This window comes from Erwinia sp. SLM-02, assembly GCF_037450285.1.
Classification (GTDB): domain Bacteria; phylum Pseudomonadota; class Gammaproteobacteria; order Enterobacterales; family Enterobacteriaceae; genus Erwinia.
On sequence record NZ_JAQISN010000001.1, the window covers coordinates 1,282,056 to 1,307,815 of the forward strand.

Annotated in this window: 25 protein-coding genes, 1 pseudogene and 1 other annotated feature; of the genes and pseudogenes, 15 read left to right on the forward strand and 11 right to left on the reverse strand. The window is 55.7% G+C overall.

The window, feature by feature from the left end; translation table 11 throughout:
- Nucleotides 1–36: 36 nt before the first annotated feature.
- The gene (locus tag PGH32_RS05870; RefSeq protein ID WP_337893463.1) at nucleotides 37–1,101 is read right to left on the reverse strand and encodes a porin; all 1,065 of its coding nucleotides are present in this window, start codon (nucleotides 1,099–1,101) and stop codon (nucleotides 37–39) included.
- An 852-nt stretch (nucleotides 1,102–1,953) separates the two neighbouring features.
- Between PGH32_RS05870 and PGH32_RS05875 the strand changes: the two genes are divergently transcribed.
- From PGH32_RS05875 to spy, 6 genes are all read left to right on the forward strand, one after another.
- Complete coding sequence (locus tag PGH32_RS05875; protein ID WP_314421957.1) at nucleotides 1,954–3,174, forward strand: aspartate aminotransferase family protein; 1,221 nt, start codon at nucleotides 1,954–1,956, stop codon at nucleotides 3,172–3,174.
- A complete protein-coding gene (astA, locus tag PGH32_RS05880; protein ID WP_314421956.1) occupies nucleotides 3,171–4,205 on the forward strand; it encodes an arginine N-succinyltransferase in 1,035 nt (344 codons plus the stop codon). Before PGH32_RS05875 ends, astA begins: the two co-directional genes overlap by 4 nt.
- The gene (astD, locus tag PGH32_RS05885) at nucleotides 4,202–5,671 is read left to right on the forward strand and encodes a succinylglutamate-semialdehyde dehydrogenase (RefSeq protein WP_337893464.1); all 1,470 of its coding nucleotides are present in this window, start codon (nucleotides 4,202–4,204) and stop codon (nucleotides 5,669–5,671) included. Before astA ends, astD begins: the two co-directional genes overlap by 4 nt.
- A complete protein-coding gene (gene astB / locus PGH32_RS05890) occupies nucleotides 5,668–6,993 on the forward strand; it encodes an N-succinylarginine dihydrolase (RefSeq protein WP_337893465.1) in 1,326 nt (441 codons plus the stop codon). The genes astD and astB overlap by 4 nt, the downstream gene beginning before the upstream one ends.
- 71 nt (nucleotides 6,994–7,064) lie before the next feature.
- Nucleotides 7,065–8,096 (forward strand): succinylglutamate desuccinylase, encoded by a 1,032-nt coding sequence (gene astE / locus PGH32_RS05895; protein ID WP_337893466.1) that lies wholly within the window; start codon nucleotides 7,065–7,067, stop codon nucleotides 8,094–8,096.
- Between the two features lie 855 nt (nucleotides 8,097–8,951).
- Nucleotides 8,952–9,443 (forward strand): ATP-independent periplasmic protein-refolding chaperone Spy, encoded by a 492-nt coding sequence (gene spy / locus PGH32_RS05900; RefSeq protein ID WP_314421952.1) that lies wholly within the window; start codon nucleotides 8,952–8,954, stop codon nucleotides 9,441–9,443.
- Nucleotides 9,444–9,531: 88 nt separating this feature from the next.
- Here spy and cho read toward each other — a convergent pair whose 3' ends face one another.
- From cho to PGH32_RS05920, 4 genes are all read right to left on the reverse strand, one after another.
- Nucleotides 9,532–10,392 carry an excinuclease Cho gene (gene cho / locus PGH32_RS05905; RefSeq protein WP_314421951.1) on the reverse strand — a complete coding sequence of 287 codons (861 nt, stop codon included), beginning with the start codon at nucleotides 10,390–10,392 and terminating at the stop codon, nucleotides 9,532–9,534.
- Between the two features lie 241 nt (nucleotides 10,393–10,633).
- On the reverse strand, nucleotides 10,634–11,461 hold the full coding sequence (gene nadE, locus PGH32_RS05910; protein WP_314421950.1) for an ammonia-dependent NAD(+) synthetase: 828 nt from the start codon (nucleotides 11,459–11,461) through the stop codon (nucleotides 10,634–10,636).
- 123 nt (nucleotides 11,462–11,584) lie between these two features.
- Complete coding sequence (locus tag PGH32_RS05915) at nucleotides 11,585–12,775, reverse strand: multidrug effflux MFS transporter (protein ID WP_314421949.1); 1,191 nt, start codon at nucleotides 12,773–12,775, stop codon at nucleotides 11,585–11,587.
- On the reverse strand, nucleotides 12,772–13,350 hold the full coding sequence (locus PGH32_RS05920) for a TetR/AcrR family transcriptional regulator (protein WP_314421948.1): 579 nt from the start codon (nucleotides 13,348–13,350) through the stop codon (nucleotides 12,772–12,774). Before PGH32_RS05920 ends, PGH32_RS05915 begins: the two co-directional genes overlap by 4 nt.
- Before the next feature lie 201 nt (nucleotides 13,351–13,551).
- On the opposite strand from PGH32_RS05920, the gene osmE reads away from it, so the two are divergent.
- Nucleotides 13,552–13,887 (forward strand): osmotically-inducible lipoprotein OsmE, encoded by a 336-nt coding sequence (osmE, locus tag PGH32_RS05925; protein WP_314421947.1) that lies wholly within the window; start codon nucleotides 13,552–13,554, stop codon nucleotides 13,885–13,887.
- A 112-nt stretch (nucleotides 13,888–13,999) separates the two neighbouring features.
- Here osmE and PGH32_RS05930 read toward each other — a convergent pair whose 3' ends face one another.
- The 4 genes from PGH32_RS05930 to hxpB form a co-directional block, all read right to left on the reverse strand.
- On the reverse strand, nucleotides 14,000–14,374 hold the full coding sequence (locus tag PGH32_RS05930) for a DUF6515 family protein (protein ID WP_314421946.1): 375 nt from the start codon (nucleotides 14,372–14,374) through the stop codon (nucleotides 14,000–14,002).
- Nucleotides 14,375–14,655: 281 nt separating this feature from the next.
- Nucleotides 14,656–16,053 (reverse strand): L-cystine transporter, encoded by a 1,398-nt coding sequence (locus PGH32_RS05935; RefSeq protein WP_314421945.1) that lies wholly within the window; start codon nucleotides 16,051–16,053, stop codon nucleotides 14,656–14,658.
- A 164-nt stretch (nucleotides 16,054–16,217) separates the two neighbouring features.
- Nucleotides 16,218–16,805, reverse strand: coding sequence for a metal-dependent hydrolase (locus tag PGH32_RS05940; RefSeq protein ID WP_337893467.1), 588 nt, complete (start codon nucleotides 16,803–16,805; stop codon nucleotides 16,218–16,220).
- Nucleotides 16,806–16,985: 180 nt separating this feature from the next.
- Nucleotides 16,986–17,657, reverse strand: coding sequence for a hexitol phosphatase HxpB (gene hxpB / locus PGH32_RS05945; protein ID WP_314421943.1), 672 nt, complete (start codon nucleotides 17,655–17,657; stop codon nucleotides 16,986–16,988).
- Nucleotides 17,658–17,841: 184 nt separating this feature from the next.
- Here hxpB and PGH32_RS05950 point away from each other — a divergent pair, with 184 nt between their 5' ends.
- The gene (locus PGH32_RS05950) at nucleotides 17,842–18,381 is read left to right on the forward strand and encodes a YniB family protein (RefSeq protein WP_314421942.1); all 540 of its coding nucleotides are present in this window, start codon (nucleotides 17,842–17,844) and stop codon (nucleotides 18,379–18,381) included.
- 21 nt (nucleotides 18,382–18,402) lie between these two features.
- Here the strand turns inward: PGH32_RS05950 and PGH32_RS05955 are convergent, their stop codons facing one another.
- Both PGH32_RS05955 and ghoS read right to left on the reverse strand, forming a co-directional pair.
- Nucleotides 18,403–19,296, reverse strand: coding sequence for a fructosamine kinase family protein (locus tag PGH32_RS05955; RefSeq protein WP_337893468.1), 894 nt, complete (start codon nucleotides 19,294–19,296; stop codon nucleotides 18,403–18,405).
- A gap of 102 nt (nucleotides 19,297–19,398) precedes the next feature.
- Nucleotides 19,399–19,689 (reverse strand): type V toxin-antitoxin system endoribonuclease antitoxin GhoS, encoded by a 291-nt coding sequence (ghoS, locus tag PGH32_RS05960; RefSeq protein ID WP_314421940.1) that lies wholly within the window; start codon nucleotides 19,687–19,689, stop codon nucleotides 19,399–19,401.
- Between the two features lie 530 nt (nucleotides 19,690–20,219).
- Here ghoS and PGH32_RS05965 point away from each other — a divergent pair.
- The 7 genes and pseudogenes from PGH32_RS05965 (at nucleotide 20,220) to pheS (ending at nucleotide 25,745) form a co-directional block, all read left to right on the forward strand.
- Nucleotides 20,220–20,975 (forward strand): DUF481 domain-containing protein, encoded by a 756-nt coding sequence (locus tag PGH32_RS05965; RefSeq protein WP_337893469.1) that lies wholly within the window; start codon nucleotides 20,220–20,222, stop codon nucleotides 20,973–20,975.
- A 293-nt stretch (nucleotides 20,976–21,268) separates the two neighbouring features.
- Nucleotides 21,269–23,197, forward strand: a complete 1,929-nt coding sequence (gene thrS, locus PGH32_RS05970; protein ID WP_314421938.1) for a threonine--tRNA ligase — start codon at nucleotides 21,269–21,271, stop codon at nucleotides 23,195–23,197.
- 3 nt (nucleotides 23,198–23,200) lie between these two features.
- Nucleotides 23,201–23,752 carry a translation initiation factor IF-3 gene (infC, locus tag PGH32_RS05975; RefSeq protein ID WP_072166329.1) on the forward strand — a complete coding sequence of 184 codons (552 nt, stop codon included), beginning with the start codon at nucleotides 23,201–23,203 and terminating at the stop codon, nucleotides 23,750–23,752.
- 92 nt (nucleotides 23,753–23,844) lie between these two features.
- Complete coding sequence (gene rpmI, locus PGH32_RS05980) at nucleotides 23,845–24,042, forward strand: 50S ribosomal protein L35 (protein WP_010275699.1); 198 nt, start codon at nucleotides 23,845–23,847, stop codon at nucleotides 24,040–24,042.
- 41 nt (nucleotides 24,043–24,083) lie between these two features.
- Nucleotides 24,084–24,440 (forward strand): 50S ribosomal protein L20, encoded by a 357-nt coding sequence (gene rplT, locus PGH32_RS05985; RefSeq protein ID WP_105594995.1) that lies wholly within the window; start codon nucleotides 24,084–24,086, stop codon nucleotides 24,438–24,440.
- A 118-nt stretch (nucleotides 24,441–24,558) separates the two neighbouring features.
- Nucleotides 24,559–24,683 (forward strand) — a sequence feature (Phe leader region).
- Nucleotides 24,567–24,608 (forward strand): annotated as a pseudogene (locus PGH32_RS05990) (hypothetical protein). (Overlaps the previous feature by 42 nt.)
- Nucleotides 24,684–24,761: 78 nt before the next feature.
- Complete coding sequence (pheS, locus tag PGH32_RS05995) at nucleotides 24,762–25,745, forward strand: phenylalanine--tRNA ligase subunit alpha (RefSeq protein WP_314421926.1); 984 nt, start codon at nucleotides 24,762–24,764, stop codon at nucleotides 25,743–25,745.
- Nucleotides 25,746–25,760: the final 15 nt, after the last annotated feature.

Here is a 25,760-nt window from a genome sequence, read left to right on the forward strand (position 1 = left end):
AGGGGCGGCCTCCAGCGGCCGCCCCGCGTGCCCGTATCAGAACTGGTAGTTCAGACCCACGCCGGTGACGTCGTCATTCGCCAGCCCCAGCGGGTTGCTGTCACTCAGCAGGTTAACTTTGTATTCGGCATACGCCAGGAAGTTTTTGTTGAAGTAGTAGTTCGCGCCGAAAGAAACGTACTTCACGATATCCGCATTACCGATGTTTTCAATGTCCTTACCGCGTGATGACACGTAGGCCAGCGACGGGCGGAAGCCGTTGAGGAACTGGTACTGCGCGACCGCTTCAAAATTCACCGCTTTGTTAGCAAAGCCGCCGCCGATCGGCGTAGCGTTGTGGGTGTTGCCGTACATGGCTGCCAGATAAATCTGGTTGGCATCGTACTTCACCGCCGTCGCCCAGGACTCGGCGCGATCGCCTTCTCCCCGCGCTGCGTTATTCTGTGCCTGAGTACGGCCAATATTGGCATAGGTTCCCACCACGCCCAGACCCCAGTCGGCGCTGTAGCTGACGGATGTTGCGTAGCCGTCGCCGTTGCTGCGACGCACGGCATCAGCACCGGTACGTTCGTTTTTCCCTTCGTACTGCAGTGCCACATTCAGCCCGTCAACCAGCCCGAAGAAGTTGCTGTTACGCCAGGTTGCCACGCCGGTGGAACGGGAGGAGAGGAAACCGTCGGCGTAGCCGGAGTCGCCGCCGAATTTCGGCAGCATATCGGTCCATGCCAGTGCGTCATACACCAGGCCATAGTTACGGCCGTAGTCGAATGAACCCCACTTACCGAACTTCAGGCCGGCAAAGCCCAGGCGGGTTTTATCGCCGCTCAGGGCATCCGTACCTTCGGTTTTGTTCAGCTGGAAGTTGTACTGCCACTGGGCGTAGCCGGTCAGATCCTGCGCAATCTGCGTTTCACCCTTAAAGCCAAAACGGGCGTAGGACACATCGCCATCGTTGCCCGCGTCGTCCGAGAAGAGGTGGCCGACGTTGATCTTACCGTTCAGATCCACCTTGTTGCCGTCTTTGTTATAAATCTCTGCAGCCTGCACGCCGCTGGCCAGAAGAGCCGGTATCAGTAATGCCAGTAAAGAACGCTTCATCATGAGTAACCCTGTTTTAAAATTATATTTTCTTTGCATTTAGTGCGGTTGAGAAGGTGACATAAAAATATGTTTCATGAAAATTGAATATATGTAACAAAATATTACAATGAGAGTATAGCAGGGGTAATCATGAGTGATTTCTAAATTTAGAATGTGCATTAGCTATGCTAAAAATAAGGATAATAAATAATTATCCTGTTCAATTTATTGTTTAATATGAAAAAATTAATATGTCATTTTTATGACAAAAGAAATTTAAATATCGCATTATGGGTAATTATTGAGCAGTTCTGTCAGGTTTTATGCCCTGTATTTTTATTCGAAAAGGATTAATGCTATTTACTGTAATGCTTTTCCATTAATACAAAATGTCCATATGTAATATCGGTTCTTCACCGGTTTTTAATAAGTTTAATTAAATAATACACCGCGAAACGATCGCGTCGGGTGTTAATAAATTGCTGCCATCCATCCAGCCGCGCTGACCGCACCTGCTGCACGGTTCTGGTGCGGTCCTGCCGCATTATGGTGCGTTAACCTCCTCTTTTTACGACCAAATTCTATCGGCGATCACATAAACGATATTTTATTTTACCAATGCATAATTCCTCTTTTTTTTGTGCGGCGAAGCCGGGGATATACATTGATATTCACTTTTTATGCATTTTAAGTGAATAATGGCTTGATGTAAGTTATTGATATTTGGTTATTGAATTGGGTTTATGCATTTTTTCGCTGGCTGGCACGCTCTGTGCAATTTACAGTAGAGCTGCAATGAATCATTTCATTAACATTTAATACACTTTGAGTTCACCCTGGTAATTCAAAGGTTAAGCGATAAACGAGGCCGCTATGCAACCGTCAATCACCCGTGAAAATTTCGATCAATGGATTGTACCAACTTACGCACCTGCCAGCTTTATCCCGGTACGGGCGGAAGGCTCAACGCTGTGGGACCAGGAAGGGAAGTCCTACATTGACTTCGCCGGGGGTATTGCGGTCAATGCGCTGGGCCATGCGCATCCCGACCTGCAGCAGGCGCTGCAGCAGCAGGCTGCGCTGCTGTGGCATACCGGTAATGGTTACACCAATGAACCAATCCTGCGCCTGGCAAAACAGCTGGTGGATGCCACCTTTGCCGACCGCGCCTTCTTCTGTAACTCCGGTGCAGAAGCCAACGAAGCGGCGCTGAAGCTGGCGCGCAAGGTGGCCCACGACGGCGGCGATCTGCAGAAAACCGGTATTGTGGCGTTTAACAACGCGTTTCACGGCCGCACGCTGTTTACCGTATCTGCCGGTGGGCAGCCTGCCTATTCGAAGGATTTTGCACCGCTGCCCGGCGGCATTCAGCACGCTGTGTATAACGATCTGGCCTCTGCGGCTGCACTGATCAACGACCAGACCTGCGCGGTAATTGTTGAGCCGATTCAGGGCGAAGGTGGGGTTGTTCCCGCTGAGCCGGCCTTCCTGCGCGGGCTGCGTGAACTGTGTGATAAACATCAGGCGCTGCTGATTTTCGATGAAGTGCAGAGCGGCGTGGGCCGGACCGGTTCGCTGTATGCCTACATGCATTACGGCGTCACGCCTGACGTGCTGACGACGGCGAAAGCGCTGGGCGGCGGTTTCCCGATTGGCGCGATGCTGACCACCGAAAGCCTTGCTGCGCATCTGAATATTGGCAGCCACGGCACCACCTACGGCGGCAACCCGCTGGCCGGTGCGGTCGGCGGCAAGGTGATGGAGCTGATCAACCGCCCGGAAATTCTGGCGGGCGTGGCGGAGCGCCACCGCTGGTTTGTGGATGGCCTGAATGAAATTAACCAGCGCCTGCAGCTGTTCAGCGAAATCCGCGGGCTGGGCCTGCTGATCGGCTGCGTGCTGAATCAGGATTACAGCGGCAAAGCCAAACTGATTAATCAGGCGGCCGCCCGCGAAGGGCTGATGGTGCTGATCGCCGGGGCTAACGTTGTGCGCTTCGCACCGTCGTTAATCATCACTAAAGAGGAAGTCACGGAGGGGCTGGCACGCTTCGAACGCGCCTGCCTGGCCGTCACTCAGGGAGCCGCCGTATGATGTTTATTCGTCCCGTTGAACGAGACGATCTGGCTCAGCTGATGTACCTCGCCGGTAAAACCGGCGGGGGACTGACCTCTCTGCCCGTTGACAGCGATACGCTGTCAGCGCGTATCGAACGTTCATTGATGACCTGGCAGGGAAAACTGCCCCGGGCTGAACAGGGATACGTTTTTGTGCTGGCAGACGGAGATACCGGTAAAGCCGTGGGGATCTGCGCCATCGAAGTGGCGGTCGGTTTACAGGATCCCTGGTATAACTTTCGCGTCGGCACTCAGGTGCACGCTTCGAAAGAGTTGAATGTTTACAACATGCTGCCCACGCTGTCGTTAAGCAACGACCACACCGGCAGCAGCGAGCTGTGCACGCTGTTTCTCGATCCGGATTACCGTAACGGAAAGAACGGTTACCTGCTGTCAAAATCGCGCTTCTTGTTTATGGCGGCGTTTCGCGATCGCTTTATGCAAAAGGTGGTGGCGGAGATGCGCGGCGTCAGTGATGAAAACGGCCACTCGCCTTTCTGGGACAGCGTCGGCAGCCGCTTTTTCTCGATGTCATTCAGCGATGCCGACTATCTGAGCGGCACCGGGCAAAAGGCGTTTATTGCCGAGCTGATGCCTAAACACCCTTTATACATTGATTACCTGTCGCCGGAAGCCCGCGGGGTGATAGGCCAGGTTCATCCGCAAACGGCTCCGGCGCGGGCGGTGCTGGAGGCCGAGGGCTTCCGCTTCCAGAACTATGTCGACATTTTCGACGGCGGCCCGACCCTGGAGTGCGACATCGACCGGGTTCGCGCGATCCGTAAAAGCCGTGAGCTGGTGCTTGAACTGAGCGAGCAGCCGGATGAAACGCTGCCGCTGTGCCTGGTGGCGAACCAGCACTATCAGCACTTCCGCGTGATGCTGCTGCCGGCCGATATGCAGAGCGGCACGATTGCCGTGACCGCCGCACAGGCTGAAATTTTACATTGCCAGGCAGGGGATAACCTGCGGGTAGTCACACTTTGTCGTGAGGAGAAACCAGCATGACGCACTGTATTAATGGTCAGTGGCTGACCGGCGGCGGTGAGAACATCGCCAAACTGGACCCGGTAAAGGGTGAACTGCTGTGGCAGGGGAAATCCGCCACTCCCGCGCAGGTCTCAGGCGCCTGCGAGGCGGCCCGGGCTGCATTTTCCACCTGGGCACGTCGTCCGTTTGCCGAGCGCCAGGCGATTGTTGAGAAATTTGCCCAGCAGCTGGAAAAAAGTAAGGCCGAGCTGAGCGAGACGATCTCCCGCGAAACCGGCAAGCCGCGCTGGGAAACCGTGACCGAAGTGCAGGCCATGATCAATAAAGTGGCGATTTCGCTGCGGGCTTATCATGCCCGCACCAGCGAGCACGCGGAAGGCGAAAGCTCCCTGCGCCATCGTCCGCATGGCGTGATGGCGGTCTTCGGTCCGTATAACTTCCCCGGGCATTTGCCTAACGGGCACATCGTTCCCGCGCTGCTGGCCGGGAATACCGTAGTCTTTAAGCCGAGCGAGCTGACGCCGCTGACCGCTGAGCTGACCCTCAAACTGTGGATCAACGCCGGACTGCCCGGTGGGGTGATTAACCTTGTGCAGGGCGGCCGCGATACCGGCCAGGCGCTGGTGCAGGATACCCAAATCGACGGCGTGCTGTTCACCGGCAGTGCGGCAACAGGCTATCAGCTGCATCGTCAGCTGGCGGGTAAACCGGAAAAAATGCTGGCGCTGGAAATGGGCGGCAATAACCCGCTGATCGTCGAAGATCCTGACGATATAGACGCTGCCGTTCACATCGCCGTGCAGTCTGCATTTATCAGTGCCGGGCAGCGCTGTACCTGCGCCCGTCGGCTGCTGGTGAAAAGCGGGGCCGCCGGGGATGCTTTCCTGGCGCGTCTGGTGGAGGTGGCTTCGCGCATTCTCACCGGTGGCTGGAATGATGAGCCGCAGCCGTTTATGGGCAGCGTGATCTCGCTGCAGGCAGCGGAGCGGATTTTTGCCGAGTGGCAGGCGCGGGTGGATGCCGGTGGCCGGGTGCTGCTGCCGATGCAGTGGCCGCAGCGCGACAGCGCGATCCTGACCCCGGGGATTATTGATGTGACCGGGCTGCAAAATCTGCCGGATGAAGAGGTCTTTGGCCCGCTGCTGGCGGTGATCCGCTACGACGATTTTGACACGGCAATTCGCCTCGCCAACCAGACCCGCTATGGCCTGGCCTGCGGGCTGATTTCGCCGCAGCGTGAGAAGTTCGAGCACCTGCTGATTGAGGCGCGCGCCGGGATTGTGAACTGGAATAAACCGCTGACCGGTGCCGCCAGTACCGCGCCGTTTGGCGGCATTGGAGCCTCAGGGAACCATCGCGCCAGTGCCTGGTACGCGGCGGATTACTGCGCATGGCCGATGGCAACGCTGGAGTCGGCCGACCTCAGCCTGCCCGCCACGTTATCACCAGGGCTGGATTTTAGTGCTGAAGGAGAGACGCGATGAGCGCCCGTGAAGTCAATTTTGATGGGTTGCCGGGGTTAACCCATCATTATGCCGGATTGTCGTTCGGTAATGAGGCCTCAACCCGCAACCAGCATCAGCAGTCTAATCCGAAACTCGCCGCGAAGCAGGGGCTGGTTAAGATGAAGACGCTGGCCGATCTCGGTTTTGCGCAGGGGGTTATCCCGCCTCACGAGCGGCCAAACGTCGAGGCGCTGCGCCAGATCGGTTTCAGCGGAACCGATGCGCAGGTGGTGGCTCAGGCGGCAAAACAGGCCCCGCAGCTGCTGTCAGCGGTCAGTTCGGCGTCGTCGATGTGGGTGGCGAATGCCGCCACGGTTTCCCCGTCGGCGGACAGCGCCGATGGTCGGGTGCATCTCTCCGTGGCTAACCTGAATAACAAGTTTCACCGGGCGATAGAAGCACCGACCACGGCGAATCTGCTGCGTGCCATTTTCCGCGATGGCGATCGTTTCTCGGTACATGACGCGCTGCCGCAGGTGGCGATGTTTGGTGACGAGGGTGCGGCAAACCACAATCGTTTCAGCCGCGGCTACGGCGCCGCGGGCGTGCAGATGTTTGTCTATGGCCGCAGCGAGCGTGGCGGCGTGGCGCCAACGCGCTATCCGGCCCGCCAGACGCTGGAAGCCAGCGAAGCGGTGGCGCGCCTGCATCAGCTCGATCCGACCCGTACCGTATTTGCCCAGCAGAACCCGGCGGTGATCGACCAGGGCGTATTCCATAATGATGTGATCGCCGTGAGTAATCAGCAGGCGCTGTTCTGTCATCAGCAGGCGTTTCTAAATCAGCCGCAGCTTCTGGCCGAGCTGGCCGGGAAACTGCCTGGCTTCACCGCGATCGAGGTGCCGGAGAATCGCGTCAGAGTGGCGGATGCGGTGTCCACCTATCTGTTCAACAGCCAGCTGCTGAGCAAGCCGGATGGCAAAATGCTGCTGGTGTTGCCGGAAGAGGCGCGTCGCCATGCGGGCGTCTGGGGCTGGCTCAACGAGCTGATCGCCAGCGGAAGCCCGATTGACGAGCTGAAGGTGTTCGATCTGCGGGAAAGTATGTTCAACGGCGGTGGCCCGGCCTGCCTGCGTCTGCGGGTGGTGCTGGATGAAACAGAGCAGGCGGCGGTGAATCCTGCGGTGATGATGAACGATCGGCTGTTCCGCACGCTGAACGACTGGGTCGATCGACACTATCGCGATCGGCTGTCGCAGGCCGATCTCGCCGACCCGCAGCTGTTGCTGGAAGGGCGCGAGGCACTTGACGAACTGACTAAGCTGCTAAACTTAGGCAATGTATACCGTTTTCAGCAGTAACGCGATCGTTGCAGGGCCGGGGCGTTTCCCCAGTCCCTCAGGGCTGAGCGGCGAAGCCTGAAGGAGTACTGATGCAAGATTTCCTCACCTTAACTCTCGCCGGTGAACGGCCCACCGCCGTTACCGGGCGCAATGCGCAGCTGAGCTGGCGGTGGATCGATGAAGGGATCCTGGAGCTGACGCCGCACGGGCCGGCACCGATGGCGCTGGTGATCTCCACCGGCATCCACGGTAATGAAACGGCTCCCGTTGAAATTGTCGATCGGCTGTTAAATACGCTGCTGCGCGGTGAGACGCCGCTGGTGGCGCGCCTGCTGGTGATTTACGGTAATCCGGCGGCTCTGCGGCAGAATAAGCGCTATGTGCATGGCGATATGAACCGGATGTTTGGCGGCCGGTGGCAGCAGTATGAGGACTGCCCGGAGGCGCGCCGAGCCTGGCGTCTGGAGCAGGCGATGGAGAATTTCTGGCAGGTGAGCGAGCATGATGAAGTTCGCTGGCATATCGATATGCATACGGCGATCCGGGGTTCGTATCATCCGCGCTTCGGCGTGATGCCGCAGCGTGAAACGCCGTGGCCGGATGATTTTCTTCACTGGCTGGGTGCGGCAGGGCTGGAGGCGCTGGTGTTCCACCGCGCACCGGGGGGAACCTATACCCACTACAGCGGCCATCATTTTCATGCGGCAAGCTGTACGCTGGAGCTGGGTAAGGCGCAGCCGTTTGGCCACAACGATCTGGCGCAGTTTTCCGCCGCCGATCGGGCGCTGAGCGCGCTGGTCAGCGGCGGCACGCTGCCCGATGTTTCCACTCCGCCGCTGCGCTACCGCGTTTCGCAGCAGATTACCCGGCATTCGGATCGGTTTGTGCTGCATATGGGGGCAGAGACGCTGAACTTTACCGCGTTTGCGCAGGGGACGCTGCTGGCCGAAGACGGCGACACGCAGTATTACGTTCAGCAGGCGCGGGAGTACGTTCTGTTCCCGAATCCGAACGTGGCGGAGGGGCTGCGGGCCGGGCTGATGCTGGTGGCGGAGAATGCCAGCGAGATTATTGAGGTGTCTGAGGCCGAGGTGGGTGGCGTTTTGAGTCCGCCGGCGTGAGAGGCGAGAGTCTGTTTAACCGCCTTTCTGGATGAGACGGGCTGGTGTTGCGGTGTTGCGGTGGAACGGGGGCCGGGCTGAGCCTCTGCGGCGGCGGTCGGGCGGTCCTCGCGCCGTGCTTCGCCCGGTGCCTTCGATTCCAGCATCCGGCCTGTCGGACCGCCTGCGACGCGTCATCCCTGACCCGACGCAGCCTTACGCCAACGTCCTGTTGGCGTATCCTTGCCGGATGCTTCCATCTCAGCGCTGTGGATGCCCGGTCGCCGCCGCAGAGGCTCGCCTGAAAAAACTGTGTTTCTGCTTTTTACGGGCAATACTGAAGTATCAGAGCGGGCTGGCGGTTCCCCGTCTGGCAATCCACAGCGCTGAACGCAGAGAGGAAGCCTGGATGCGCCCGCAGGACGCGGGTGCAAGGCTCGGTCGGCGCAGGGACGCGGCGTCTGAGCCGGTCCGGCAGGCTGACGAGCGGAGAGAAGGTATCGCGCAGCGGCGCGAGGACCCGCCAGACGGGGAACCGCCAGCCGGCTCAGAGCACCTTATCGCCACAAATCCTGAATTCAAATACCCCGGCATCGGGCACCCGCAGAAAAGTGTAAAGCGCTTAACTTTTTCCTTCCGAAATCCCGCCCGGGCGATTACACTCCTCCATATTCCCTGCATAAATCCCTTCAAATTCATATTCTTTTGCAATTCTTCACCAAAATCTTCTCATTCTCTCCATGATTGGCTTCAAATTGTCTTTTATGCTTTCAGGCCTTTACCCAGCCTCTGAGTACTTGACGTTGGACGACGTAAACTGGCTTCCGACAACGCGACAACCGGGTCGCCATAGAAATGAAACATAAGGACAATACTATGCGTAAATTAACTTCCCTGATTGTTGCTGCCACGCTGGCAGTAGGTGCGGCAAATATCGTTCATGCTGCAAACGACAACCTGACTCCGCCTCCTGCCGGCGGCGACAAACCGATGATGCATAAGCCACCTCGCCACGGCGGTGGAATGCACGATATGTTTAAAGGTCTGAATCTGACCGATGCGCAGAAGCAGCAGATCCGCACCATCATGAAAGAATCGCACAAGGACATGAAGCGCCCGTCGCTGGAAGAGCGCCGCGCCATGCACAACATCATTGCTTCCGACAGCTTCGACCGCACGAAAGCTGAAGCGCAGGCAACGCAGATGTCCGCCAACGGAAAAGCGCGCGCGCTGTCCATGCTGGAAACTCAGAACAAAATGTATAACGTGCTGACGCCTGAGCAGAAAAAACAGTTCAATCAGAACTTTGAGAAACGTCTGACTGAAAAACCGCAGCATGAAGGTAAAATGCCTCCTGCAGACGACTAATCCTCGCTGACGCATTAGAAACCGCCGGTGTTGCTCACCTCCGCCTCAGGGCAGTGGGCAACACCGGCGGTTTTATTTTGGCTGCCGATCAGAGCGCCACAATCGGCAGTTTGCCGCCGATCAGCGGCTTGCTGAGGATCTTGTAGCCGTCGCTGTCGAACCCCGGTAGCGCGGTACAGAGTGCCGAAGCCTCAGCAATCTCGCTGACCGAACCCAGGTAGAGCCAGTTATTAATCACGTGAATTTGTTTCTGGTTAACGCCTTCTTCAATGACGCCCACGGCACCCGGCCACGGCCAGCAGTTCACTCGTACCGCTTCCAGCGCGGCCAGCAACCGCTGCTGATGCGCTTCCACGCTTTCCTTGCCACAGCAGGCTCCGGCACAGCGCCGCAGCGCCGAGCGGAAACAGCCGCGACCGGCGCTCAGCGGCTCCATCCCCAGCAGCCCGTAGCATAGCTGCTGCTCGTCGGCTATTTTCTGTAAATGCTGGAGTGCCGCACGGCGATTGGCGTACAGGCCGAACAGATTTGGCGTATGCGAGAAATCGACCTCTTTGGCATACACCACCTGAGGACGCTGATTGACCAGCTGCAGGGCGCAGAGCTGGCGATTCTTTCGCAGACGTTTGTTAAACAGCGGCTGCTGGATCTTAATCATCTGAGCTTCCAGCAGCAGAGCGCCCAGCTCGCCGGCGGTCGTAATAAAGCTGATGCGCGTCGACTGACGCAGCATTTTTGCCTCATCGGCGGTGCGCAGATGCGACATCACCCGGCTACGAATATTGACGCTTTTACCAATGTAGAGCGGCAGGCTGTCGCTGTCGCCGTGGAAGGTATACACGCCGGGCAGGTTGGGGAGATCGTCTATCCACGGGCGCAGATGCTCGGGATACTGATAGATTGCCGCCGCCTCAAATTCCAGGCGATGGCTGACGATTTTTTTGACCACTACGGACTCCGGTTACTGGTTGTACGTACAGTGTAGCAGAAAAAAACATCAGCTGTCAGCCAGGGCAGGAGGGCAGAGCAGGGAGGGAGGAATATCGTCTGGCCGGCGACAAACGCCGCAGCCGGACGATATCAGATGCTGGTCATACTCGGGCGGACCGCGATAAGCCGCGTGACTATCGGCTACGTCAACGGCCCGAAGGGCTGTCTTTCCTCATGGCTGGACAGCACTATTTTCCGGCTTATTTTTTCCAGAAATCATCAAACACGGTGATCGGGGTGCGGCGTTTGTGCTCGGTCTTCTGATACCAGCCTTCGATGATTTTCGCCGCCGCCGGGTCGATGGTTTCCCCTTCCAGGTAGCGGTCAATGAGCTGATAGGTAACGCCCAGCGCCACTTCATCCTGCAGACCCGGGCGGTTATCTTCCAGATCGGCGGTCGGCTGTTTGAGGTACAGGTGTTCCGGGCACCCCAGCGCTTTGAGCAGCTGCTTTCCCTGTCCCTTGTTCAGGCGGAAAATCGGGTTGATGTCGGTGCCGCCATCGCCGTACTTGGTGAAGAAGCCGGTCAGCGCTTCGGCCGCATGGTCGGTTCCCACAACGACGCCCGCCGTCATGCCGGCAATGCTGTACTGGGCTTTCATGCGTTCACGCGCTTTTTCATTGCCGCGAATGAAATCAGACAGCGTGATACCGGCATCGCGCAGCGCCTGCTCGCTCGCCAGCACCGCCTGCTTGATATTCACCGTCAGGACGCGGTCCGGCTGGATAAAGCCGATGGCGTCCTGGCAGTCCTGCTCATCGGCCTGAACGCCATAAGGCAGACGGACGGCAATGAACTGATAGGTGGTATCCGCCGTTTCTTCGCGCAGTTCGTTAATCGCGGTCTGGCACAGTTTTCCGGTTAGCGTTGAGTCCTGACCGCCGCTGATGCCGAGCACCAGCGTTTTTAAAAACGGATACGTTTTCAGGTAGGATTTGAGAAATTCAACGCTGATACGAATTTCTGCCTGTGCATCAATCACCGGTTTCACACCCAGTGCCGCAATAATGTCCTGTTGCAGAGCCATTCACCTCTCCTCAGATTCAGCGCCGACGGGCGGCTGCCAGTAAAATTATGTCTGTTTAAGCTAACGCGCCGGGCGCAAAACAACAATCTTCATCGACACTGATTGCCACCGACTGCTGACAAATCAGACTTTTTTCGGCTTTTGCGCCAGCAGCGTAAACATCACGATAGCCAGCATGTAGCAGCCAAAGATGGTCGCCGCCATGGTCATCACCGAGGTTCCACCGATGCCGGTCACCGGCACGCTGATGCCCCCAAGGGTGAACATCGCCACGCCCAGCACCGCGGACGCGCTCCCGGCCCGATGCCCCTGGCTTTGCATCGCCAGCGAGGAGGCGGTGACCGAAATCACACCGTTGCTGGCCACGCTGAAGAACAGGGCAATCAGCACCAGGGGCAGCGCGGCGGCTGTCAGACCGGCCAGCAGCAGGGTGGCGGAAGAGATAAATGCCAGCACCAGGCCGCCCTTGAGCACCCGGTACTCGCCCCACAGCGGGCTGAGACGTGCGCTAACCTGTGATGCAATAATCAGGCCGACGCCGTTCGCGGCGAAGCAGAAGCTGAATGCCTGCGGCGACAGGTGATAGATCTCCTGCAGGACAAACGGCGACGCACCGATATAGGCAAACATTCCCGACATCATAAAGCCCTGGGTCAGGCAGAAGCCCATAAACGGACGGTGGGCGATCACCTGTCCCAGCGCCGCCCAGGCGGACAGAATACTGCCCTGGCTTCGACGTTCGGGGGCCAGCGTTTCATGCAGCTTCAGTTTTGCCAGAACAAACAACAGTACGGCAATGACGGCCAGCGCCATAAACAGGCCGCGCCAGTTGAGGAAGGTCATCAGCGCGCCGCCCATCACCGGTGCAGCAATCGGGGCCAGGCCGTTCACCAGCATCAGCAGGGCGAAAAAGCGCGTCAGCTCATGTCCGGTGTACATATCGCGGGCAATCGCGCGCGACAGTACGGCACCGCCCGCACCGGCCATGCCTTCAAACAGCCGTGCCAGCAGCAGCTGGTGAATATCCTGCGCCAGCGCGCACCCCACGGACGCAATCAGCAGCAGAACCAGCGACAGCAGCAGCGGACGAATGCGGCCGTACTTATCGCTGAGCGGCCCAAAGAACAGCTGCCCCAGGCCCAGCCCGAGTAGTCCGGCAGTCAGGCTGAGCTGTGCCGTGGCCGTGGGCGTTTGCAGATCGTTGGCGAGTTCCGGCAGCGCCGGCAGGTACAGGTCAATACACAGCGGGCCGAGCGCCGCCAGAAGACCGAGCGTAATGGCGTAGCCAAGACGATTGGGAGATGCAGGTGTCATGAATCCTCTGAATGAAATAGCAGGTGGTGGATCTGTTGATACAGTGGGTAAAGTGTTTCCGCTGACGCTTTCTGCGGCGTCAGTCGGCGATGAGAGGTGCCTTCAACCATCACGGCGAGGACTTCCACACAGCCGCGGATCCGCTCGTCGCTGAAGTGGGGATACGCCTGTTTGACGTGGGCGCAGGCCTGGCTGAAGATGCGCTCATCGGCCTCCTGCATCATCTGCGCCACGCGCGGATTACGGGTGGCTTCAGCGGCCACTTCCAGCATAAGCGCCTCGTCATCCTCATTCAGGACGCAGCGCCAGGCCAGCAGTTTTGGCAACTGGATGCTCTTGCTCGTGCCGATCATTTCCTGAATGCGCAGGCCGATAATCCGTCTGATAATTTCCTCAATGATGGCGTCTTTGCTGGAGAAATAACGATAAATTTGCCCCACGCTGAGCTGAGCCTCAGAGGCCAGCTGCGACATGCTGGCGGCATGAAAACCATGCTGACGAAAACAGCGCCGCGCGGCGATGATAATTTCATCCTGCCGGATTCGGTGTCGGGCTTCCCGCGCTTCGTTTTGCATGATTTCAGGCCCTCCGCGACCCGCAGATAGATCCACTGCCGTGACGTATTCGGCCACACTGGCAATGTGAACGTTCATTCTCATTAAAATGAGTATAAAGCCGCAGTGGATAAATCTGTAATAATTTCGCCAGTTAAAGTTGAAAATCCGGCACTTATATTCCAGGCTTAATGCACATGGACAATAAATGAGGAATAACATATGCGTAAATTGACGGGATTGATGGGTGCTGCTTTAACGCTGGCCGTTTTATCAGGCTGTACCGCTTACGATCGTGCCGAAAGCTATGTCACCAAGCCGGTGGTACAGGATGTGAAAAAAGGTATGACCCGCCAGCAGGTCCGTGACATTGCGGGGCCGCCTTCAACCGAAATTACGATGGTTCACGCTCGCGGTACCTGCCAGACCTATGTTCTGGGTGAGCGTGATGGCAAACAGCAGACCTATTTCGTGAGCTACGGCGATACCGGAACAGTCATGAACTACGGCTTCCAGAGCTGTAAAGAATACGATACCGATCCGCAGGCGGCTAAGTAATCCCGCATTCTGATTGTTAACTGTCGTGTTTTAACGTTGAACGGCAACGTCTGTATAACAGGCGTTGCCGTTTTCGTTTGTGGCTGACGAGCTAACGCCTCCCTGAGCCGAACTACAGCCCCGGCGGCCGGGGGACTTCCAGATACTCTCCGTTAATGTTGCGACGGTAGTAGTGGCCATCCTGAACGTAGAAACGTTCACCGTTGTAATCCAGCGCGCGCATATCCGTTACCCGATCCACCGGGCGATCGACCACCACGTAGGTGTTATCGTTTTGGCGCTGATAATAGTTGCCGTTAAGGACATAGTAGGTCAGCCCGCCGATCAGCACTGCCGCCGCCGCGTCAGGCAGGAACGACAGTCTTCCTGGTCCGCCACCGTGCCAGCCCGGCCCAGGGCCAGGTGGACCCCAGCCTCCCGGATGTGCAGATGCCAGCACCGGGGCAAGCAGCGTGAAGGCGAGCAGGGTGGTCATCACCTTTTTCATATGCAGGTCTCCTGGTTCAGTGCCGCTAGCATCGTCCTGTGCGGGGGGAATTACAAGCGTCTCCCTGCGGCTATTAGCGGCTGCTTACAGCGTTTAACGCTTCCTTAACCTGGAGGCCACGATTGGGGGACTTTATGAGCCTGGCCGGAGGGGATAACGCCATGTTGAGGGCAGCGCGGTGGGGAATAATCGCGGGAGGCTGAGTAAACGGGCAGGGGGAAATCAGGGGGGTGCCGCCGATCCCGATGCCCGCCAGGGGCTCCGGGATCGGCGGTTAATTATCAGCGGTGAGCCAGCTCGGCATCGTTGTCCGCATCGGTGTTCATAATCTGCTTGTCGGTCTGCTTCAGCCACTGGCTGGTCAGCGTACCGGCAGTCATTGAACCGTTGACGTTAAGCGCAGTACGGCCCATATCAATCAGTGGTTCAATGGAAATCAGCAGCGCAACCAGCGTCACCGGCAGGCCCATGGCCGGCAGCACAATCAGCGCGGCGAAGGTCGCTCCGCCGCCCACGCCGGCAACGCCTGCAGAACTCAGCGTAACGATACCGACGAGGGTAGCTATCCACACCGGGTCGAACGGGTTAATGCCGATGGTTGGCGCAACCATCACCGCCAGCATCGCCGGGTAGAGGCCCGCACAACCGTTCTGACCGATGGTGGCACCAAAGGAGGCGGCAAAGCTGGCAATCGACTCCGGCACGCCAAGACGGCGCGTCTGGGCTTCCACGCTCAGTGGGATCGTGGCGGCGCTGGAGCGGCTGGTGAAGGCAAAGGTAATCACCGGCCACACTTTACGGAAGAAGCGCAGGGGATTGACGCCGTTAACCGACAGCAGCAGGGCGTGAACCGCAAACATAATGGCCAGGCCCAGATAGGAAGCCAGTACAAAACTGCCCAGCTTGATAATGTCGCTGAGGTTAGAGGTGGCCACCACCTTGGTCATCAGCGCCATCACGCCGTAAGGCGTCAGCTTCATAATCAGGCGAACCAGCTTCATGACCCAGGACTGCAGGGTGTCGATAGCTTTCAGTACGCGCTGGCCTTTTTCCGCATCATCCTTCAACAGCTGAATGGCAGCCACGCCGAGGAAGGCGGCAAAAATCACCACGCTGATAATTGACGTTGGGTTTGCACCGGTCAAATCGGCAAACGGGTTTTTAGGGATAAAGGAAAGCAGCAGCTGCGGGGCGCTGAGATCGGCGACCTTGCCCACGTAGTTGTTCTGAATCGCCGTCAGCCGTGCGGTTTCCTGCACGCCCTGAACCAGTCCGCTGGCATTCAGGCCGAACAGCCAGGTGACCAGCACGCCAACCGCCGCGGAAATGGCGGTGGTAAACAGCAGGACGCCGATCGTCAGTACGCTGATTTTACCCAGCGATGAAGCATTATGCAGACGGGCAACGGCACTGAGGATGGAGGCGAATACCAGCGGCATAATGATCATTTGCAGCAGCTGGACATAGCCATTTCCGACGAGGTTGAACCAGCTGACGGATTGTTTAATCACCTCGCTGTTCTCACCGTAAATGGTATGCAGGGCCAGGCCGAACAGTACGCCAACCACCAGGCCGACGAGGACTTTCTTTGACAGGCTCCAGCCGCGGCGGCCGGTTTTTGCCAGCAATAGTAACAGGGCGACGAAAGCCACCAGGTTAATAATGAGCGGGAAATTCATTCAGGCATTCTCCAAAAATGACGACGCAACGGGCCGTCGCGGTGACAGATAATTTCTGTCGCGCAGTAAGTCGAGCTGTGGGGCAAATGGTAACAGTTTGGAATGGTGCAGGTTTATATCCAAAAGGAATTATTTATAACTTTTTGGTGTTATTAGCGTGTTTATTACTCAGGTTGAGCGTTAATTATCCGGCTGATGCTATTTTGCACGGTATTAATGACGGTGCTGGGCCAGCCGCCTGCACCAAAATGTTGCGTACCCGCCGGGAAAAAGATGGCGTAGCCCACCAGAGCCAGGCAAAGCATGCGCTCCAGCTGATTGCCTTTCTGACTGTTAAGCAGTGGCAGTCGGAAACGCCAGCGGCAGGGCCAGAGCAGCGGCACGCCGGCGGGCGTCAGCATATCGGCAAGAATATGGCTGAGATAACCTAAAATCATTCCCTGGAACGCATCCGCGGGGATAATCCACCCCGCAGGCAGCTTCATCTGCAGCAGGGCCACGCCTCCGGCAACGGCCAGCAGGCTGTGGGTAAACCCCCGATGGCCAAACGCTCTTGCAATGGGCTGTGACAGCCATTTCAGCCGCTGGCCGAGCAGCGACTTCGGATGATCGATATCGGGAAGCAGGCAGGTCAGTAACGCAGCAGGGATTATGTGCCACCAGTCCGCGCTGGCCAGAACCGGAGTCAGTTCGGCGCGCTTAGCAAAAATTGCGCTGGCAATGGCAAAAATGAGATGGCCTTCGGCCGTCATGGAAAACACCTGGCTACATAGCTGTCAATGCATCCAGTATAGGGAATATATACAGTAGAATAAATATGTGACGCTGTAACGAAAGATAAATATTTTCACCACGGCTTAACAATTAAACAAATGGCGTCTGCACAACGCCATTTCATTAGTTTTGCGGGCAATCGGGCTGGCTTAACGGCCTTACCGACCCGTTAAATGTGACGCGGTCAGCTCGGTAAGCGACCCGAGCTTCACGTCCGCCAGCGCCCAGCGAGGATCGGCAGCGTATTCCGCATCAGGTACGACGATGGAGCGCATGCGCGCGGCTTTGGTGGCGATCATGCCGTTGAATGAGTCCTCCAGGGTCACGCAGTTAAGCGGATCGACGCCGAGGCGGGCTGCAGCATCAAGATAAACCTGCGGGTGCGGTTTGCTGTAGGGCATCGCTTCTGCGGAGACGAGGACTTCGAAGTAACTACGAATATTAAACATGTCCAGCACGCGCTCGAGCATAAACAGCGGAGAGGCGGAAGCCAGGCCAATTTTCAGCCCTGAACGCTGGCAGAGCTGCAGCGCCTGCTCAACGCCGGGCAGGAGTGGGCGAGTTTCTTCAACCAGCGCCAGGGCGCGATCGATGACGCGACGGGTGACTTCCTGCTGGGTCGGTCCGCTCCACGGCAGGGTTTCATACCACATGCGAACGACCTGGTCGATGCGCAGACCCAGCGTATCGGGCAGCTCCTGCTGGCGGCTCATGTCGATGTCGAGCGTACTTAAAATATCCAGTTCGGCCTGTTGCCAGAGGGGTTCAGAATCAATAAGCAGACCATCCATATCAAAAATGGCGGCGACGACGGGGCGGTGATAGGACATTTTGTGGCTCCATTAAACAGTTTATGTCATTTTAACATGAACATGGCACTGACCAGTAACCACCGCTTGCCGTTAAGTCGGTGAAAGTGCGTATATAAAGCCGGATCGCGGGCAGCAATTAGCAGGCACTTTTCTTTCAGTACAGGTAGACTGTCGGCGAAACATCATATGGACAGGAGAAAGCATGACTTATCAACGGGCTGGCCAGGTGGCGATCCTCAAGCGTATTGTGGGCTGGGTTATCTTTATCCCAGCGCTGCTGTCCACGCTGATTTCGCTGCTGGGTTTTCTGGAAAAAAGCCAGGAGCAGCGTGACGGCATCAATGCGGTAATGCAGGATTTTACCCATGTGATGATCGATATGATCCGCTTCAACACCGGTTTTCTTCACGGCTTCTGGACCCACTCGCCGGTGCCGGATTTTAACGGCGGAAGCAATGTGCTGTTCTGGGTGATTTATATTCTGATTTTTGTCGGCCTGGCGCTGCAGGCTTCCGGTGCGCGCATGTGGAGACAGTCGCGTCATCTGCGCGAAGGGATTGAAGACCGGATGATTCTGGAACAGGCAAGAGGGGACGAAGGCCTGACCCGCCAGCAGCTGGAAGAAAAAATCGTGGTGCCACGGCATACCATTTTCCTGCAGTTTTTCCCGCTCTATATTTTGCCGCTGATCGTTGCCGTGGCAGGGTATTTTGTGCTGAAACTTCTCGGTTTTATTCTTTAACCGACAGCGCGCTCCGGGCCTTCAGGCCTGGCGCGTGCGCTTCTTACCCACTTCATCCTCGTCCAGCAGGGCCACCACCGCCCGCTGCGCCTCGGCCAGCCAGCGGCCACCGAATACGTTTGCCCGGTTAAGCAGATAATAGAGTTGATAAACCGGCTGCCGCTGAATATACCCTTCAGGCAGGGGCCAGACCGACTGATAGCCCTGCAGGATCTCAACGGGAAGGTCGGGATACCAGCTGAGCATCGCCAGATCGCACTCGCGATCTCCCCAGTAGCAGGCGGGATCGAAGATCCACGGACCGTTGCTGCTCCCCGCGCAGTTCGCTGGCCATAAATCACCGTGCAGCAGTGAAGGCTGCGGGTGATGTGTCGCCAGGAGACTTTGCGCGCAGCGCGTGATGAGTTCGATATCCCCGTACTGGATGCCTTTCTCCGCGGCCAGCTGCAGCTGCCAGCCAATACGCTGTTCGGCAAAGAACAGCGACCAGCGGCGAAGCCAGCTGTTCGGCTGCGGCGAGGTGGTGATGTTGTTGTCGAAATCAAGCCCAAACTGCGGCTGTTCGCTCCACTGATGGAGCCGCGCCAGCTGTTCGCCCAGCAGATGAGCGCTGGAGGCGTCCAGCGGGGTGGGTTCCGTGTATTCCAGCAGCAGAAAGCTGGCATCACGGTCGCTGCCTGAGCCATAAACCTTTGGTACGCGCACGGTACCGCTACGGGCCAGCAGCTGTAGCTGATCGGCTTCCCAGGTGAACAAATCCAACATGTCTCGCTGATTACACTTCACGAACACCCGATGTTCGCCATAGTGCAGTAGCCAGGCGGGATGAACATCACCACCCGGCAGCTCAGTGCGTTGGGTAATTTCGCCCTGCCCAAGCTGTTCATTCAACAAACGATTGATGGCTGACCACATAGGAAGCTCCTCTTTTGTACGCCGTGAACAGGGTTACCGTATCGGTTAAAGGATAACCAGTCTGCGCGGTAATGCACGTTAATCGTACATTTTTACAAAAACTTAGCTTTGATCCTGCTTATTAAATGACGCCAAAGTTTGTACTTCGACTTCCGGGGCTTCATCCAGCACAAGCTCACCAATACTGATAGCCTGCGCTTTGAGATCTTCAATCGGAAGGGCACTGACAATCCCGAAATTGTTGGTCCCCAGCTCGTGCGGGTGCCCGTCGGCGTCGTTGAGAGTGGTGGAAAAACCGGCGCTTAGCATGGTGCTGTTCAGTTCAAGCAGATTACTGAGTCCGGTTTCATGGTAGCGAAAGGTCACAACGTACTGGTTTACGGCTGAACTCATGGCATACCTCTTTGTCGGAAAAATTCATTACATCATAGGACATGACCCCATCAGAATGGACGATCTGGTCATGATTTGCGGGTAAATTTTATTAACATCCCCCCTGGTATTTTGATAGCCCTGGGTCGAAATGCCGCACTTCATGCCACTTTTGCCCCGTATTTTCATCATCCTACCCGGTTACTCTCCGTCGTCTTTTTGAACGCCTGCCGAGATGCGGGGGGTGTGCACGGGCGGATAAGCCAGATACCTGCGCATTAATATTTAGTTACATCACTGCTTTTTTCGACAGGGATTTTTCGCCTGGCTAGAGATATTTCTTATTTACAGGCTGATGTTTTCCCGTCAAATACCCTCTATAATGCGCGCCGTTAATGGGAATGTTCTCATTCATCGAGTAGATTCGTCGTGATGCTTGTGAAAAAGAGTGATTTAACAAATTGTTACGTTTATTACCGTAAATTGCGTTGATCGTCCTTCAAAAGGCTTCAGACTTAATCTTTTCAAAACTGCCGTACGGGTCACATTAAATGAAAGCGCTTAGTAAACTGTCTGTCGTTCTGCTGCTCTCCGGGGGAGCACTGTGTCAACAAGCCCTGGCTGATAACAACGTATTTACGGTTATGGATGACCCGAGCACCGCGAAGAAACCTTTTGAAGGCAATGCCGCAGCGGGTTATCTCGCTCAGAGCGGCAATACCAAAAGCTCATCCGCCACGGCGAATACCAATATGACCTGGTATCAGCCAAGCACCGCTTACAGCCTGTGGGGAAATGCGAGCAACACCTCATCAAACGATGAGCGTTCTTCCGAAACCTATCAGGTGGGTGGACGTACTCGTTATAACATGAACAGCGCGGACTACCTGTTCGGTCAGGCCAGCTGGCTGAGCGATCGTTTTAACGGTTACGACGGTCGCTCCATTCTGGCGGCGGGTTATGGTCGCCAGCTGCTGAACGGCCCGGTGCACTCGCTGCGTCTGGAAGCCGGTCCTGGCGTGCGCTATGACGATTTCCATGAAGGCGGCCATGAAACGCAGGCGCTGGCCTATGGCGCAATGAGCTACCAGTGGCAGCTGACCGACAACACCAAATTCATTCAGGGTGTCTCCGTACTCGGCAGCGACGATACCACCGTCAACTCCGAAACAGGACTGCAGGTGGCCATCAATGACCACTTCGCACTGAAGCTGGCTTACAACGTGACCTGGAACCAGAACCCGCCAGAGTCCGCGCCGGAAAGAACCGACACCAAAACGTCGGTACTACTTTCCTACGCGATGTAATGCTCCCCGGGCCGATAAGTCGGCCCGTTTTTTCAGGTCTATCTGCCCGTCACATCGTTTTCCCTTTACGGCAATTTAACCCCGCGCCGTGCAATTCCCCCTCATGAAGTGTAAGATACTACACCTTCAAAGGTTTCTCTGATTTTGAGTCACGTTTGAGTCTGTGTACCAGACCGTGTACCAAACCGGCAAATGTGAGCGGGTTTTAAGTACTAAGGGTCTGGTTTATAAAGTAAAACCAATGTTTGTATGTAGCCTTGCGTATGGGTTACCACTGCAATTAAGGATGTTACATGCCAGTGATTACTCTTCCTGATGGAAGTAAGCGTTCGTTTGACCACGCCGTAAGCGTGATGGATATTGCCCTGGATATCGGTCCTGGCCTGGCGAAAGCCTGTATTGCCGGACGGGTAAATGGTGAGCTGGTGGATGCGGTTGATCCGATCACCGAAGATGCCAATGTGGCCATCATCACCGCCAAAGACGAAGCCGGTCTGGAAATTATTCGCCACTCCTGTGCGCACCTGTTAGGTCATGCGATTAAACAGCTGTGGCCAGATACCAAAATGGCTATCGGTCCGGTGATCGACAACGGTTTCTACTATGATGTTGACCTCGATCGTACCCTGACGCAGGAAGATATCGATCAGCTGGAAAAGCGCATGCACCAGCTGGCCGAAACCAATTACGACGTTGTTAAACAGAAGGTCAGCTGGCAGGAAGCGCGTGACGCCTTTGCTGCTCGTGATGAAACCTACAAGATGACCATTCTTGATGAAAACATCAGCCATGACGATCGTCCTGGGCTGTATCATCATGAAGAATATGTCGATATGTGCCGTGGTCCGCACGTACCGAATATGCGTTTTTGCCACCACTTCAAACTGCAGAAAATCTCCGGTGCCTACTGGCGCGGCGACAGCAACAATAAAATGCTGCAGCGTATTTACGGCACCGCATGGGCCGACAAAAAACAGCTGGCGGCGTATTTGCTGCGTCTGGAAGAAGCGGCAAAACGCGACCACCGTAAGATTGGTAAGCAGCTCGACCTGTATCATATGCAGGAAGAGGCACCGGGCATGGTGTTCTGGCACAACGACGGCTGGACTATTTTCCGCGAGCTGGAAGTGTTTGTTCGCACCAAGCTGAAAGAGTATGACTACCAGGAAGTGAAAGGTCCGTTCATGATGGACCGCGTGCTGTGGGAAAAAACCGGCCACTGGGAAAACTACAAAGAAGCGATGTTCACCACCTCTTCAGAGAACCGTGAATACTGCATTAAGCCAATGAACTGCCCGGGTCACGTGCAGATCTTTAATCAGGGGCTGAAATCGTATCGCGATCTGCCGCTGCGTATGGCTGAATTCGGTAGCTGTCACCGTAATGAGCCATCGGGCGCGCTGCACGGTCTGATGCGCGTGCGCGGTTTCACTCAGGACGATGCCCATATCTTCTGTACTGAAGAGCAGGTGCGTGATGAAGTGAACAGCTGCATTAAGATGGTGTACGACATGTACAGCACCTTCGGCTTTGAAAAGATCGTTGTTAAGCTCTCTACGCGTCCTGAAAAGCGTATTGGTTCTGACGATCTGTGGGACCGCTCTGAGGCCGACCTGGCCGCCGCGCTGAAAGAGAACGAGATTCCGTTCGAGTATCAGCCGGGTGAGGGGGCTTTCTACGGTCCTAAAATTGAATTTACCCTGCATGACTGCCTCGACCGTGCATGGCAGTGCGGTACCGTACAGCTGGACTTCTCGCTGCCGGGCCGTCTGAATGCTTCTTATGTGGGTGAAAGTAATGAACGCCAGGTGCCGGTAATGATTCACCGTGCAATCCTGGGGTCCATGGAGCGCTTTATCGGGATTTTGACCGAAGAATATGCCGGTTTCTTCCCGACCTGGCTTGCTCCAGTACAAGTTGTGGTAATGAATATTACCGATGGTCAGTCCGAATATGTTGCAGAATTAACGCGAAAACTGCAGAATGCGGGCATTCGTGCAAAAGCGGACTTGAGAAACGAGAAGATTGGCTTTAAAATCCGCGAACACACTTTACGACGTGTCCCGTATATGTTGGTCTGTGGTGATAAAGAGGTGGAATCTGGCAAAGTAGCCGTTCGCACCCGCCGCGGTAAAGACCTGGGAAGCATGGACGTAAACGAAGTGATCGCGAAGCTGCAGAATGAAATTCGCAGTCGCAATCTTCATCAATTGGAGGAATAAAGTATTAAAGGCGGAAAACGAGTTCAACCGGCGCGTCCTAATCGCATTAACAGAGAAATTCGCGCCACTGAGGTTCGTCTGACTGGCGTCGATGGCGAACAGATTGGTATTGTCAGTCTGAATGAAGCTTTAGAAAAAGCTGAAGAAGCAGGCGTTGATCTCGTAGAGATCAGCCCTAACGCCGAGCCGCCCGTTTGCCGTATTATGGATTACGGCAAGTTCCTTTATGAAAAGAGCAAATCTTCTAAGGAACAGAAGAAAAAGCAAAAAGTTATCCAGGTTAAGGAAATTAAATTCCGTCCTGGTACCGATGATGGCGACTATCAGGTAAAACTACGCAACCTGATTCGCTTTCTGGAAGATGGCGATAAAGCTAAAATCACGCTGCGTTTCCGCGGTCGTGAGATGGCGCACCAGCAGATCGGTATGGAAGTGCTTAACCGCGTCCGTAAAGATCTGTGTGAAGATATCGATCTGGCAATTGTCGAATCCTTCCCTACGAAGATCGAAGGTCGTCAGATGATTATGGTGCTCGCTCCCAAGAAGAAACAGTAGGCCCTAAAGTAATCCTGCCGTGCGCTTCGGCGTGCGGTGTGATTCGCCTGTCTGGTTCATTTTATTAACAATGCGAAGTGGATATTTTTTAAATGCCAAAGATTAAAACTGTACGTGGCGCGGCCAAGCGCTTCAAGAAGACCGCTTCTGGCGGCTTCAAGCGTAAACACGCTAACCTGCGTCATATTCTGACTAAAAAATCTACTAAGCGTAAACGTCACCTGCGTCCGAAAGGTCTGGTGTCTAAAGGCGATCTGGGTCTGGTTATTGCCTGCCTGCCGTACGCATAAGTATTTTTTTTAAACTTTCAGAATATTAACAGGAGAGCTAAATGGCTCGTGTAAAACGTGGTGTAGTTGCTCGCGCACGTCACAAAAAAATCTTAAAACAAGCTAAAGGTTACTACGGAGCACGTTCACGTGTTTACCGCGTTGCCTTCCAGGCAGTTATCAAAGCTGGTCAGTATGCTTACCGCGACCGTCGTCAGCGTAAGCGTCAGTTCCGTCAGCTGTGGATTGCGCGTATCAACGCAGCAGCCCGCACTAACGGTATTTCTTACAGCCGCTTCATCAATGGCCTGAAAAAGGCTTCTATTGAGATCGACCGTAAGATCCTGGCTGACATCGCCGTATTCGACAAAGCAGTCTTCTCTGCTCTGGTAGAAAAAGCGAAAGCAGCTCTGGCGTAAGCCGGATTTTAAGAGGGGAGCTTGTCTCCCCTTTTTTATTGCCTGTAACCTAAGCAAAAGATTGACTTTTATGCCTCCGGGCATTTCAATAGAACGGTTCCAGCAATCCACCAGGTAACAATAAGCATGAATGCTAATTTTCGTTTCTTTTTTTACTTTAGCACCTGATTATCGGGGGCTTTTGCGCAAAGAAAAGAAACGAAAAATCGCGCTAAAAGCCTCCCACGTGGAGGCTTTTTTCGTTCCGGTGCTGAACACGTAACGATGTTATCGTAAAGACTAAAAACAGACCGGCCACGGTGGCTGGAAGAAGAGGAAAGCATGTCACATCTCGCAGACCTGGTGGCGCAAGCGAAAGCCGCCATCAATGATGCTCAGGATGTCGCCGCGTTAGATAACGTACGCGTCGAATACCTGGGGAAAAAAGGGCTTCTTACCCTGCAGATGACTACCCTGCGTGAACTGCCAGCGGAAGATCGTCCGGCAGCCGGTGCGGTAATCAATGAAGCTAAACAGCAGGTGCAGGACGCGCTCAACGCGCAAAAGAATGCGCTGGAATCTGCGGAGATGAACGCCCGTCTGGCTCAGGAAACTATCGACGTATCCCTGCCGGGGCGCCGCATTGAAAACGGCGGCCTGCATCCGGTTACCCGTACCATCGATCGTATTGAAACCTTCTTTGGTGAACTGGGCTTCTCGGTGGAAACCGGGCCTGAAATCGAAGATGACTATCACAACTTTGATGCGCTGAATATTCCGGGCCACCACCCGGCGCGTGCCGACCACGATACGTTCTGGTTTGATGCCAAACGCCTGCTGCGTACCCAGACTTCCGGCGTGCAGATCCGTACCATGGAGGCTCAGCAGCCGCCGATTCGCGTCATTGTGCCGGGCCGCGTATATCGTAACGACTACGATCAGACCCATACCCCGATGTTCCATCAGATGGAAGGCCTGATCGTTGATAAAAACATCAGCTTCACCAATCTGAAAGGCACGCTGCACGATTTCCTGAACAACTTCTTCGAAGCCGATCTGCAGGTCCGTTTCCGTCCTTCCTACTTCCCGTTCACCGAACCGTCCGCGGAAGTGGATGTCATGGGCAAAAACGGTAAATGGCTGGAAGTGCTGGGCTGCGGCATGGTGCATCCGAACGTTCTGCGCAATGTCGGAATTGACCCGGAAGTCTATTCCGGCTTTGCCTTCGGTATGGGTATGGAGCGTCTGACCATGCTGCGCTATGGCGTGACCGACCTGCGTGCCTTCTTCGAAAATGATTTACGTTTCCTCAAACAGTTTAAATAAGGGCGGGTAAAACCA